This is a genomic window from Kitasatospora sp. RG8 (assembly GCF_017813315.1).
Lineage (GTDB): Bacteria > Actinomycetota > Actinomycetes > Streptomycetales > Streptomycetaceae > Kitasatospora.
The window spans coordinates 210,012-221,988 of record NZ_JAGIYX010000005.1 but is presented as its reverse complement, the minus strand read 5'-3'; the positions used below and the strand labels follow the sequence as shown (position 1 = coordinate 221,988).

The 11,977-nt window shown below is 76.0% G+C and carries 13 protein-coding genes; 6 read left to right on the top strand and 7 right to left on the bottom strand.

Annotated features, from left to right (window positions below):
* Nucleotides 1-39: 39 nt before the first annotated feature.
* The 3 genes from J5Y04_RS10870 to J5Y04_RS10860 form a co-directional block, all read right to left on the bottom strand.
* Complete coding sequence (locus J5Y04_RS10870; protein ID WP_209411739.1) at nucleotides 40-720, bottom strand: phosphonatase-like hydrolase; 681 nt, start codon at nucleotides 718-720, stop codon at nucleotides 40-42.
* A gap of 20 nt (nucleotides 721-740) precedes the next feature.
* Nucleotides 741-1,862 carry a TIGR03364 family FAD-dependent oxidoreductase gene (locus J5Y04_RS10865; RefSeq protein ID WP_209411738.1) on the bottom strand — a complete coding sequence of 374 codons (1,122 nt, stop codon included), beginning with the start codon at nucleotides 1,860-1,862 and terminating at the stop codon, nucleotides 741-743.
* A 150-nt stretch (nucleotides 1,863-2,012) separates the two neighbouring features.
* Nucleotides 2,013-3,254, bottom strand: coding sequence for an alpha/beta hydrolase (locus J5Y04_RS10860; RefSeq protein WP_209411737.1), 1,242 nt, complete (start codon nucleotides 3,252-3,254; stop codon nucleotides 2,013-2,015).
* A 111-nt stretch (nucleotides 3,255-3,365) separates the two neighbouring features.
* Here J5Y04_RS10860 and J5Y04_RS10855 point away from each other — a divergent pair, with 111 nt between their 5' ends.
* Both J5Y04_RS10855 and J5Y04_RS10850 read left to right on the top strand, forming a co-directional pair.
* Nucleotides 3,366-3,830: a MarR family transcriptional regulator gene (locus J5Y04_RS10855; protein ID WP_307853048.1), complete on the top strand. Its 465-nt coding sequence runs from the start codon at nucleotides 3,366-3,368 to the stop codon at nucleotides 3,828-3,830.
* 78 nt (nucleotides 3,831-3,908) lie between these two features.
* Nucleotides 3,909-4,289: a hypothetical protein gene (locus J5Y04_RS10850; protein WP_209411735.1), complete on the top strand. Its 381-nt coding sequence runs from the start codon at nucleotides 3,909-3,911 to the stop codon at nucleotides 4,287-4,289.
* Nucleotides 4,290-4,328: 39 nt separating this feature from the next.
* Here the strand turns inward: J5Y04_RS10850 and J5Y04_RS10845 are convergent, their stop codons facing one another.
* From J5Y04_RS10845 to J5Y04_RS10835, 3 genes are all read right to left on the bottom strand, one after another.
* Nucleotides 4,329-4,841 (bottom strand): pyridoxamine 5'-phosphate oxidase family protein, encoded by a 513-nt coding sequence (locus tag J5Y04_RS10845; protein WP_209411734.1) that lies wholly within the window; start codon nucleotides 4,839-4,841, stop codon nucleotides 4,329-4,331.
* Nucleotides 4,842-4,989: 148 nt separating this feature from the next.
* Nucleotides 4,990-5,667, bottom strand: coding sequence for a phosphatase PAP2 family protein (locus J5Y04_RS10840; protein ID WP_209411733.1), 678 nt, complete (start codon nucleotides 5,665-5,667; stop codon nucleotides 4,990-4,992).
* Entirely contained in the window at nucleotides 5,664-6,338 is a 675-nt protein-coding gene (locus tag J5Y04_RS10835; protein ID WP_245204588.1) for a DedA family protein, read from the bottom strand. Before J5Y04_RS10835 ends, J5Y04_RS10840 begins: the two co-directional genes overlap by 4 nt.
* Before the next feature lie 114 nt (nucleotides 6,339-6,452).
* Here J5Y04_RS10835 and J5Y04_RS10830 point away from each other — a divergent pair, with 114 nt between their 5' ends.
* From J5Y04_RS10830 to J5Y04_RS10820, 3 genes are all read left to right on the top strand, one after another.
* Nucleotides 6,453-6,863, top strand: coding sequence for a BlaI/MecI/CopY family transcriptional regulator (locus J5Y04_RS10830; RefSeq protein ID WP_209411732.1), 411 nt, complete (start codon nucleotides 6,453-6,455; stop codon nucleotides 6,861-6,863).
* Nucleotides 6,860-7,978, top strand: a complete 1,119-nt coding sequence (locus tag J5Y04_RS10825) for a M56 family metallopeptidase (RefSeq protein ID WP_307853047.1) — start codon at nucleotides 6,860-6,862, stop codon at nucleotides 7,976-7,978. Before J5Y04_RS10830 ends, J5Y04_RS10825 begins: the two co-directional genes overlap by 4 nt.
* A 205-nt stretch (nucleotides 7,979-8,183) precedes the next feature.
* The gene (locus tag J5Y04_RS10820; RefSeq protein ID WP_209411731.1) at nucleotides 8,184-9,683 is read left to right on the top strand and encodes a GAF domain-containing protein; all 1,500 of its coding nucleotides are present in this window, start codon (nucleotides 8,184-8,186) and stop codon (nucleotides 9,681-9,683) included.
* On the opposite strand, the gene J5Y04_RS10815 is transcribed toward J5Y04_RS10820, so the two are convergent.
* On the bottom strand, nucleotides 9,635-10,135 hold the full coding sequence (locus tag J5Y04_RS10815) for an SsgA family sporulation/cell division regulator (protein WP_209411730.1): 501 nt from the start codon (nucleotides 10,133-10,135) through the stop codon (nucleotides 9,635-9,637). The genes J5Y04_RS10820 and J5Y04_RS10815 overlap by 49 nt on opposite strands.
* A 429-nt stretch (nucleotides 10,136-10,564) precedes the next feature.
* Between J5Y04_RS10815 and J5Y04_RS10810 the strand changes: the two genes are divergently transcribed.
* Nucleotides 10,565-11,863, top strand: a complete 1,299-nt coding sequence (locus tag J5Y04_RS10810) for a hypothetical protein (protein ID WP_209411729.1) — start codon at nucleotides 10,565-10,567, stop codon at nucleotides 11,861-11,863.
* The last annotated feature ends 114 nt before the right edge of the window (nucleotides 11,864-11,977 follow it).

Here is an 11,977-nt window from a genome sequence, read left to right as displayed (position 1 = left end):
CCGCCCTCGCGCGCGGGGGGCCGGGACGGGGCCGGGCGCTCAGCCCCGGGCCAGCAGGCCCGGCAGCTCGGCGACGGACGCGAGCACGTGGGTCGCCCCGTCCGCCCGCAGCCGCTCCTCCCCGTGGGCGCCGGTGAGGACGCCGGCCACCACCGGGGCGCCGGCCCGGGAGCCGGTCAGCATGTCGTAGCCGGTGTCCCCGGCGACGGCGATCTGCCGGACGGAGTCGGTCTCCGTCCGCAGCAGCGCGGTGAGCGCCAGGTCGGGGTAGGGGCGGCCGCGGCCGGCCTCGGCGGGGCAGAGGGTCAGGTCGGCGACGCTCTCCCAGCCGAGCGCGCGCAGGATGCGGTCCTGGGTCGCCCGCGAGAAGCCGGTGGTGAGGACGACCTTCCGGCCCTGGCCGCGGAGTTCGGCGATCGCCTCGGCGGCGCCGGGCAGGGCGGCGCAGTGGCCGGCGTCGACGAGGTCGTGGTAGGCGGCCTCGAAGGCGGAGTTGGCGGCCTGCGCCTTCTCCTCCGCCCCGAACAGGTGCCGGAAGACGGAGATCTTGGACTCGCCCATGGTGGCCCGGACGTGCTCCAGCATGCGGGCGTGCTCGGGGCTGCCGGCCTCGACGCCGAGCGAGCCGGCGGCGGCCCGGAAGGCCTGCTCGACCAGGCCGTCGTCGGCCACGGTGGTGCCGGCCATGTCGAGGACGACCAGACGGATATCAGGAGACATGTTCAACTACCCTCAGGTGATTACAGGTTGGCGAGTTCGGCGGTCTTCTCGGCGATGGCCGGCGAGCAGGTCATGCCGCGACCACCCGGGCCGGTGACCAGCCAGACGCCGTCCCGGACCTTCTCCCGGTGGACGACGCGGGTGGTGTCGACGCACTGCGCGTACACGCCGGCCCAGCGGCGGCGCACCCTCGGCAGCGGCCGGCCGAGCAACTCCTCGGCCACGCCGACCAGATGGTCGTACGGGTCCTCGACCACGTCGAAGCCGAACGGCTGGTCGTACTCGTGGGTGTCGCCGATGGTCAGGCCGCCGTCGCGGCGCTGGACCATCAGTAGCTGCATCTTGTGCTCGGCGGCGACCGGCGGCTGCGGCTGTGCGGCCTTGAGCTGCTCCAGGGCGCTGCCGGCGAAGGCGGGGTAGTAGCGGAAGCTGTCGCCGTCGGCGACCGAGGTGGTCAGCTCCTCACCCAGCGGATCGGTCTGCATCATCTGCAACCGGACGCGGCGGACCGGGAGTTGCGGTGCCAGCTCGCGCACCAGGCCGCCCAGCCAGGCACCGGTGCAGAGGACGACGAGGTCGCCGGTGTGGACGTCGCCGTGGTCGTCGCGGACGGCGTTCTCGCCGATCACCTCGCGGACCTCGCGCCCGGGCAGGAAGGTGTAGCGGCCGCTCGCCAGCAGGGCGGCGCGCAGCGCGGGCTGGGCCGTGCGCGGCTCGACGGCGGCGTCGCGCCCGCACCACAGGGCACCGAGCAGCTTGCCGCGCAGGGCGGGGTTGGCGGCCCGGGTCTCGTCCGCCCCGAGCAGCCGGTAGCCGCGCGCGGCGGCGTCGGGCCGGGTCAGCGCCTGTTCGGCGACGGCGAGTTCGGCCTCGGTGCGGATCGCGGTGAGCGAGCCGTTGGCCCGGAAGCCGAGGTCGGGCACCCGGGCGCCGATCCCCTCCCACAGCTCACGGGCGCGCAGTGCGGTGTCCAGCTCCTCGCCCCCGGCCCGGCCGCTGACCCAGACCAGCCCGAAGTTGCGCACGGAGGCGCCGCGCGCCTCGGCCTCGCGCTCCAGGTGGACGACCTCGTGACCGCGCTCGACGGCCTGCCAGGCGTGCATGGTGCCGAGCACGCCTGCTCCTACGACGATGACTCTCATGCGGCCAGGCTGGTGCGGCGAGGTGGCCGGGAGGAGTCCGGATCCGGTCCCACAGGTGAACCGACCGAAAAGTTGTACAGACAACCCGGCTCGACGAGGTGCGGGGTGGCAGCACCACCACCCCGCACCTCGCCCCCGGGGGTCACCCGGTCACGCCGCCCGCACCGGGTCGGTGCCGAGCCACCACGCCGGGGCGGCCGTCCCGTCGATCGTCCGGCCGTCGTCGCGCACGTAGTGCCGCACATCGCGTCCGGGCTCGCGCAGTTCACCGTCGAGGGCGCGCTCCAGCCACTCGGCGCCGAAACGGAACACCTCGGCCGCGACACCGCCCAGCGGATGGAACTCGTTCTCGTACACCCGCAGCTCCTTCGGGGCGCGGATCCGCTCGTACGTCGCCATCGCCTGCTCCAGCCGCGTCAGTTCGTCGAACTCCCCGATCCCCAGGAGGACCGGACAGGCGATGTCCCCGACGAGGTCGCCGAGCGGCATGCGGGCGGCGAGCTCGCGGTCGAACTCCTCCTCGTCGGTGTAGCCGGCCATGAACATGTAGTTGTTCTTGAAGCTGGGCTGCGCCCGGTCGAAGATCGTGTGGAAGTCGCCGCTGACGCCCTCGAAGCTCGCGAGCGCCGCGAGCCGGGGGTCCGTGGCCGCGGCCCGCATCCCCCAGTAGCCGCTCATGCTGATGCCGAACATGCCGATGCGGCCGGGGTCGACCTCGGGCAGGCCGACCAGGTGGTCGAGGTAGCGACTGATCGCGCGCTCGTAGTTGGTGAGATCGACGGTGAGCCCGCCGGCCCGGGACTCCCCCTGGCCGGGCCCCTCGATCGAGAGGGCGACCACTCCGCGCGAGGTGTAGTAGCGCTCCGCGGCGTAGATGTAGTCCTCCTTGATCATGTCCATCCCCGGACCGAGGACGACCGCCGGCGCCCCCTCGACCGTCCCGGCCGGCAGGTGCAGCAGGGCATGGAGCTGCCCGCCCTCGAAGTCCAGCACGACCCGGCGCACCCGGCGGCCGCGCAGCTCGCCGAGCCGGGCGACGCAGTGGTTGGTCCGCTCCCGGAAGGCGTGCTTGCGCGGGTCCGCCGCGTCGAGGACGGAGTACTGCGCCCGGCCCCACATCACCGCCGCCCGCAGATAGAGGTCGGCGGCGGTGCGGGGGTACCCGCCCCGCTCGTGGTGGACGGCCCGCTCCTCGGCCTGGCCGGCCACGGTCGCCCACGCCTTGGGCAGCATCGCGCCGCTGCGGACCAGCGCGAAGACCTTGTCGAAGTCGGTGTGGTCGTGGCCGAGCTGCTCCATCGTGCCCTTGGCCTGCGGGTGCAGGGCGTCGAATCCACCCTGGGCGAGGGCGAGGTCCAGGGCCCAGCTCTGTCCGGTCGATCGCACGGTCATGACGGGTACGCTCCGTTCGTCGCAGTTAGATAAGTACTTAATTATTAAGTCCTTATGCTTATCTTGCTGTCAACCCGCCACCGAGGAAACCGCCGGAGAAGGAGCACCCCCGTGCCGCAAGACCCCGCCGCCGACGACGCCACCCGCGCCCTCGCCCTGGACGGGCTGGCCCGCGCCGCCTACAGCCTCAGCGCGGCCGACGCCCGCCTGCGCGGCCGGGCCACCCGCTCGCCCGGTGCACTGTCGCTCACCCACGCGCGAGCCCTGCGGGTCCTGGCCGACGAGGGCCCGCTGCCGGTCGGCCGGCTGGCGGCGGGCACCGAGACGACCCCGGCCGCCACGACCCAGCTGGTCAACGGGCTGGAGGAGGCCGGCTACGTCACCCGCGAACGGCCGGAGCACGACCGCCGTTCCACCCTGGTCACCCTCACCCCGGCCGGCCGCGAGCGGCACCGGCTGCGCACCGCGTCACTGGTGGAGTCGCTGGAACGGCTGACCGCCGGCCTCGACACGGCCGAGGTGGAGACCGTCACGGCCGTCCTCCGCGGCCTGGCCGAGGTCTACGACGAACTCTGAGCCCGCCGCCCGCACGGGCACCCCCACCCACCACACGGGCCGCACCCCGGCCCGGAGACACCGTCCGGAGACCACCTCATGACCGAGCACACCCCCGAACCGTCCCGCCCCCGCGCGGGTCGCCGCGCCGCCGGAGCCGCCGCCGTGCTCGCGGCCCTCGCCGTCGCCGGCCTGATCTGGGCCGTCCTGCACCGGAGCGGTCTCGTACCCCCCGGCTACGGCCTCGCCCACCTCGCCGGCAAGTCGGGCGTCAAGGCCGTTGCGGTGGCCGGCGCGGGGATCGTCGCCCTCGGGTACTACCTCGCCACCCGCCGCCGCAGCGGAACGGACACCACCTCGGAGGCGACCCCGCCGGGGGCAACTCCGTCGGAGGCGATCCCGTCGGAGGCGATCCCGTCGGACACCGCAGCCCGGACGCCGGGGCCGACGCCGACCCCGGCGCCCCACCGCGAGGCCTGAACCGCCACCGGGACCAACGCCGGGACCGCCACCGGGCCGCTACCGCACCACCGCGGCCCGCAGGTAGTTGCGCCGGCCGAAGTGCGGCTCGTCCACCGCCGTCAGCTCCTCCACCTGGAACCGGTACAGCGCGGCGGCCCCGCCGCCGGTCAGGAACTGCCGCCGGACCTCCTCGTCCTGCCCGAAGGCGGGGTACCGGCCCTGGTACGCCGCGAACGCGGCCTGTGCCTGGTGCCCCCACGCCTCCCCCGCGCTGCCGGTCAGCTGGATGCCGCGCAGCTGCTCGCCGAAGACCGGCGGCGGCAGGAAGACGGTGGCCGCCGCCCGGGCCTCCTCGGCGAGGTGGTGGCTGTGCCGGGTGGCGCGCTCGCTGACGAAGTACAGGACGAGGTCGTCGTCGAACGCGTAGAAGGCCAGGTTGGCATGCGGGCCGCGCTCGTGGCCGGCCGTGGCGAGGGTGAGCACCATGGCCTCGCCGAGCAGCCCCTCCACCCCCTTGCGGAGCTCCTCCGCGGGCCAGTCCCCCTGGGTGACGTCGAGTCGGTACGGCATGGGCAGCACTTCCCTCCACGGGCGCGGGCGCCGCGGCGCCCCGGCACGACTGAGCCGGGCGGGCGCCCCGTCACGGAGGCCCCTCGCCCGGCTCACATGCTCCTCCCGCCGCCCCCGGCCGGACAAGGGCCGGGACGGCGGTGGCCGTTCAGCGCCGCTGCGCCTCCAGCGGCGACGGTCCGCCCGTCGTGACGACGGCGCCCGCGCCCAGCAGCGGCCGCAGCGCCCCAGCGCGGGCCCGGTCGACCAGCGGCGCGGCCCGGCCGGCGGCCAGCGCCAGCGGGATCGCCACCAGGACGCCGACCGTGGCCCCGACCAGCACGTCGTGCGGGTAGTGGACACCGACCCAGACCCGCGAGGCGCCCATCAGCACGGCGGCGATCGCGGCGATCCGGCCGAGCCGCCGGTCCGCGAACCAGAGCGCGGTCGCGGCGGCGAAGGCGATCACCGTGTGGTTGCTCGGGAAGGACCAGTCACCGGCGCCGGGGCAGGCCTCCAGCGTGCCGCGCACGCCCAGCTGCGCGCACGGCCGGACCTCCTCGACCACGCTCTTGAAGCCGGAGTTCACCACGTACGCGAGGACCACGATCAGCGGCGAGGCCAGCACCCGGGCCATCACGGACGCGCCGGCGCCGCGCGCCCGCCACCACGCGAGGACCATCAGGACGGCGAAGAGGCCGAGGCCGACCGCGGACCACACCTTGATCAGCTGGTCGAGCCAGTACGGCGCGGCGTCGGCCCAGCCGACCACCCGGCTGTAGAGGCCGCCGTCGATGCCGCTGCCGTCGTACACCGCGAGCGCGCGGGGGGAGGTGGAGGCCGTCACCGGGCGTCACCACCGTCACGCCGGGACTTCCGGGCGCGGAACAACTCAAGAACAATCGGGATCACGGAGACAACTACTACCAGACCGATGATGGGAAGCAGGTACTGGTCGATACTGGGCACCGTCGAACCCAGCGCGTATCCGGCCAGCACCACCCCCACCGTCCAGAGCGTTCCGCCGGCGACCTGCCAGAAGGTGAACGTGCGGACCGGCACCTCCAGGGCGCCGCAGAGCGGGTTGAGCACCGTCCGGACGACCGGGATGAACCGCGCCAGCACGATCGCCTTGCCGTGGCCGTACTTGGCGAGCAGTTCGTCGGCCCGGCCGATGCCCTGCCGGAGGCTCCTGCGCTCGGTGCGGGCCAGCAGCGCGCGTCCGCCGCGCCTGCCGATCAGATAGCCGACCTGGGCGCCGGCCAGCGCACCGACCAGGGCGGCCGGCAGCACCTGGTACAGCTCCAGCTGCGGGCCCTTGGTGACGCCGGGGACGCAGAGCAGGCCGGCGGTGAACAGCAGCGAGTCACCGGGCAGGAAGAACCCGACGAGCAGCCCGGTCTCGGCGAAGAGCACGGCGGCGATGCCGAGTGCGCCGAAGGACGCGAGCAGCGACGAGGCGTCCAGCACGTTCACCGCGAGTGCGTGAACAGCCGGATCGGCGGACGACTGGAGCAAGGCTGGCGGACCTCCCGTACGTTGGGGGCGGCACCAGCGGAGCACACCCCTGACCGTCTACAGTGACGTAGACGGTCTACATGACTGTAGACGAATCCTGGAGGAACCGCCGCCATGTCCGACGTACCGTCCGTCCGCCGGCCAGCCGGGGAGCTGGAGGCCGAGGTGCTGGCCACCCTGTGGGCCGCCCACCGGCCGCTGACGCCGCAGGACGTCCAGACGGCCCTCGGCGGCGGACTCGCCCGGACCACCGTCGCCACGATCCTCGCCCGGCTGCACGAGAAGGGCACCGTGGAACGCACCCGGGCGGGGCGCGCCTACGCGTACACCCCGACCGTGCAGGACCCCGCGGGCCTCGCCGCCCGCCGGATGCACACCGAGCTCGGGCGCGAGGCGGACCGCTCCACCGTCCTGGCCCGGTTCGTCTCCGACCTCTCCGCCGAGGACGAGCGGCTGCTGCGCGAACTCCTCGGCGACGGCGCGGCCGACGGACCCGCGGACGACGCCGGACCGGCGGCCCGGTGATCGCCGCCGTCTGGGCGCCGCTGCTGCTGCCCTTCCTCGCCGCCCCGCTGGCCCGCCGCCTCGCCGAGGCGCTCACCCCGCGCGCCGCCGCCTGGACGCTGGCCGGCACCGCGGCCGTCCTGGCCGGCGGCACCCTCTGCTCGCTCGGCCTGCTCACCGCCGCCGGACTGCTCCAGCTGCCGCCGGTCGCCGCACTCGGCCACCTCTCGCTGCCCTGGCTGACCGCCGCCGCACCGCAGGCCGCACTGCCGGCCGTGCTGGCCGGGCTGGCGCTCACCGTCCTGGCCGTGCTCGGCGTCCGGACCGCATGGCTGCGCCGCCGCGAACTGCACGCCGCCCGCGCCACCCTCGAACCCGGGGGCGGCGGGCACCCCGGCAACGACGCGCCGCAGCCCGGCGACGACCGGCATCCGGACGTGCGCCCCCTCGCCGCCTCAGTGCGCCACGCACGCGCCCGGTCCACACGGCGCACACCGCTCGTCGAGCGCGCCCGCGCACTCCTCCGACCCGCCGGGCCCCACCCGCTCGCGGTCCTGGACGACGAGCGGGCCGACGCCTTCGCCCTCCCCGGCCGCCTCCCCCGGCCCGGCCGGGCCGCCGAACCGGGGCGGATCGTGGTCACCGCCGGCATGCTGCGCGCCCTCACGGCGCCCGAGCGGGCCGCCCTGCTCGCCCACGAACGCGCCCACCTGACCGCCCGCCACCACGTCTTCCTCGCGCTCGCCGAGCACGCCGCCGCCGTCCACCCCGCACTGCGCACGCTGCGCACGCCGCTCGGCTACCACCTGGAGCGGTGGGCCGACGAAGCCGCCGCCGAGCGGGTCGGCGACCGCGCCGTGACCGCCCGCGCGGTCGGCCGCGCCGCCCTGGCGGCGAGCCGCTCCCCCCGGCCGGCCCGTCCCCGGCTGGCCCCGGCCGCCCACTCCGGGCCGGTCCCGCGCCGGGTCGCCGCACTGCTCCAGCCCCGCCCGGCCGCGTCCCGCAGCGGCCGCCGCGCCGCCGCCCTGGCCCTCGCCGCCTGCCTCGCACTGACCGCCGCCACCGCCCTGGACGCCACCGCCGACCTGCACCGCACCGTCGAGTCGGCCCAACAGGGCATCGAATCCCGCCCGTAGGGGCACGCCCCCGGCGGACCGCGGGAGCGGTCACGAGGCCGATCGCCCGAGGTCATGACTGCCATAGCGAGTTGGCATGTTCATTGTCATGTTGCCCGGTGTGCCGACTTGGCAGACCCCGTCCCCAGGACCGGGCCGCCCCCGTACTCTTTCGTCAGCGCGTCGGCCCCGGCGCGTCCTCGATCGGCGGCGAGGAGCAAACCGAGTGCGGCAGACCGGACGGCAGACCCGACGGCCCGAGCGCCGAACCCCGCAGCCCGCGCCCGAGCTGGCCAGGGTCTACGACCGCACCCTCACCGAGGCCGCCGCCCGCGACCTCACGCGGGAGACCGCCCCGGCCGACGGCGGGCCGACCGGCCTCGGACCCCGCCCCGAGATCGGCGACTCCTGGGCGCGCCTGCGCCGCCTCGGCCTCGACCCGGACGCCGGCGCCGCCACCGTCCACCTCGGCCCCGCCGAGATCGAGCACCGCCGCCGGGCCAGCGGGCTCGACGCACTGCTGCCCGTCCTGCGTGACACCCTGCTCGACCCGGCCGGCCAGACCCCGCTGATCCTCGCCATCGCCGACGCCGAGGGCCACGTCCTCTGGCAGGAGGGCGAACGCGGCCTGCGCCGCAGCGCCGACCGGATCGGCTTCCTCACCGGCGCCCGCTGGGCCGAGGAGAGCGTCGGAACCAACGGCATCGCCGCCGCACTGCGTGCCCAACGCCCGATGCAGGTCCACTCCTCCGAGCACTACCTGCGCAGCCACCACGCCTGGACCTGCGTCGCCGCGCCCGTGCACGACCCCGGCACCGGGCGGCTGGTCGGCGCCCTCAACCTCAGCGGCCCGGCCCACTCCGTCCGCCCCTACCTGCTCCAGCTCACCACCACCGCCGCCCGGCTCGCCGAGACCGAGCTGCGCGCCCGCCGCCTGGAGTCGCTGCACCAGCTCCGCATCCTGGCCGCCCCGCTGCTGGCCCGGGTCAACGGCCCCGCCCTGGTCGTCGACGGCGCGGGCTGGACCGCCGCCGCGGCCGGCCTGCCACCACCCGCCCGGCTGCACCTGCCCACCGAAGGCTGGGGATCGACCACCGTGCACTGGCTGCCCGGCCTCGGCCAGTGCGCGATAGAACCACTGGCCGACGGCTGGCTGGTGCGGCCGGTCCGCACCCGGGACGACGAGGCGGCGAACGGCGGGTCGGTCACCGCCGAACAGGCGGAGGGCGCCCGGCTCCGGCTCGACCTGCGCCGCCCCGACCGCCCCGAACTGTCGGTGCGCGGCGCGGCCGGCAGCTGGTCGCACGCGCTCAGCCCGCGCCACGCCGAGCTGCTGCTCCTGCTCGCCGTCGAGCGCGACGGCCACAGCGCGGCGCAGCTCGCCGACGCGCTCTTCGGCGACCCGGCCCGGACGGTCACCGTGCGCGCGGAGCTGTCCCGGCTGCGCCGCTACCTCGGCGGCCTGCTGGCCCACCGGCCGTACCGGTTCGCCGAGTCGGTACTGGTCAGCGTCCTCGGCCCGGACGACCCGTACGACCTGCTGCCGTCCTCCTCCGCGCCGGCCGTGCGCCGACTGCGGGCCGGCCTGGCCGGCGGGGTGGTCCAGCTGCCGGGCGCGCCGCCGGTCCCCGGCCCGCGCAGCCCCGGGGACGACGCCGTGCCCCCGCCGAGGCGGCGTCAGCCGCCGGCGAGCAGCGCGGAGAGCTGGGCGTCGGTCGGACCGTAGGCCTGTTCGGCCTGCTCCGAGACGAGCGCGTACGTCCGGTCCAGCCACGACTGGACGCGGGGCTTGGAGACCTCCAACAGTGCGCTGCCGTGGGGGGATTCGAGGGCCAGGTGCAACGTCGAGCCGTGGCACGGGCAGTACGCCGGCCACAGCTTGACGTCGCCCTGGCCGCTCAGCGAGCGCAGGCCGTCGCGCAGCAGTTCGCGCGAGAACACCCAATCGGCCTCGTCCGGCCGGCCGAGGTGGAACGTCAGCAGCACTTCGTACGGGCGCTCGGCGTCGAACCGGAACCGGGTGCGCACCTCGCCGACCACCTCCTCGCCCAACGAGATCCGCAGCGTCAGCACCTCCTCCACCGCCGCCGAAGCGGCGGTGGAGCTTGCCTCATCGCCGCCCGTGGGGGTGGCGGCGAGAGGGGCACTGGAGGCTGCTGGCAGCGGGTCGGGCGGCATGACGGTCTCTCCGGGACGGCGTGGGATGCCACCAGACTGCGGCACCCCGGGGCGGACCGGCAAGGGTTGCAAGGAGGTTGCAATAATCCCCGCCCGGTATCGGCACTCCTTACCCGCTCTTGTCAGACTGATCGTCAACTTCGTTTCGCTGTAAGGCTTTCCGCCCAACGGAACGATTCCGCACCGGAACCGACCGGCCGACCGGTCACCGCTGGTACGCTCGTGCCCCTGCACGACACGGGCCCCCGCGCGCCCGGGCCGGCGGCCTCCGCACGGGCGGCCGCCGGCGGACGGAACCGGACGGCCGCGGACCCGCCCCCACCGGACGGCCACCGGACGGGAGTCCGCCCGTGACGGCGCTTCGGCCCGGCGGCGACGCATGGAAGAATGCTGCGACCGCAACGGCGACTTCGGGGAGGGAGGGGTCCGGTGGCTCTGCGCGAGGACACCGAGCAAGGCGTGCACCACGAGCGCGACCGGCAGCGCGAACAGTACGGGCGCCGCGGCCGGCACGGCCGGCCGAAGCCCTTCGGCGGCCGACTCCGGCTGCCCACCCTGCGCTTCTCCGGCGCCGCGATGGCGATGTCCACCGTGGTCGGCATCAGCATCGCGACCACCTGCCTGCTCAACGAGCAGCAGGGTGTCGGACGCCGCGCCGGGGTGGCCCGGGTCGGCTCCACCCCGCCGCCCAGCCCGGACGCCACCACGCGGGCCGACGCCGCCGCGAACTCCTCGCCCGCCCCGGTCGAGCCCCGTCCGGCCGACCGCTCCGCCGGCCGGTCCACCGAGGCGCCCTGGGCTCGCGCCACCGCCTCCCACCCGCCGGCCTCCGGCGTGCCCGCGCCCCGGCCGGCCTCCCCGGACACGCCCGCGCCCGATGCGGCCGCGCCGTTCACCGGCCCCGTCCCGGCCCCCTCCGCCGCCCGCACCGGCCCGGCGGAGCAGCCCGGCGGCCCGTCGCAGGGCGGCGACGGGGCCGTGACCGCGGCCGGCTCCGCCGCGCAGGCGACCGCGACCCCGCCGACTGCCGGCCGGCCGGCCGACCAACAGCCGCCGACGCCCCGGCCCCTGGCCCCGGCGGAGCCCGGCACCCCCGTCGCCCCGACCGCCCCGACCGGCCCGGCCGGCCCCACCGAGACCGGGACCGCCCCCACCGGCCCGACCGGCCCCACCGACGACGACGCCGCCGACCAGGCCCTCACCGGCACCGCCCTGGTCCAGCCGCTCGGCCGCGACGGCACCCATCACCTGCTGACGCTCACCGTCACCGAGCCGCTCACCGCGCTCCAGGCCGAGTTCCGCCTCGCCGCGGGCGAACTGGCTCCCGGCACCGCCTGGACCGACCTGTCCGGCGCGGTCGTCACCACCCACCAGGAGCGCGGCACCCTGGTCTACCGGTTCACCACCCCGTCCGGTACCGACGTCCGCCCCGGCCGGTACACCTTCGGCGTCCGCGGCATGCGCCCCGCGCCGACCCCGCCCGGCCCCACCGCCGGCCCCACCGCCGGCCCCACAGTCGGCCCCACCGCCGGACCGGCCAGGCCGACCGGACCCACCGGCGCGACGCGGAAGCCCGCCCCGGCCGAGAGCTGGAACGCCGCCGCCTTCGGGATCGACCGCCCTCGGGCCGTCGCCGCCCTCGGCACCTTCACGCACGCCGACGGCGGCACCACGGACGGCAGCACCGGTACCGCCGGCCGTGCCGGCACCGGCACCGCCGCGCGCTGACCGACCATCCGACAACCCGACAGGTCACCGGCCTGCTCGGGCTCTTCCCAGCAACCCCGTTCGTTACTGTGGGTACCACTCGGCACGGAACCCCGGACGCGGGTCCCCAACGCC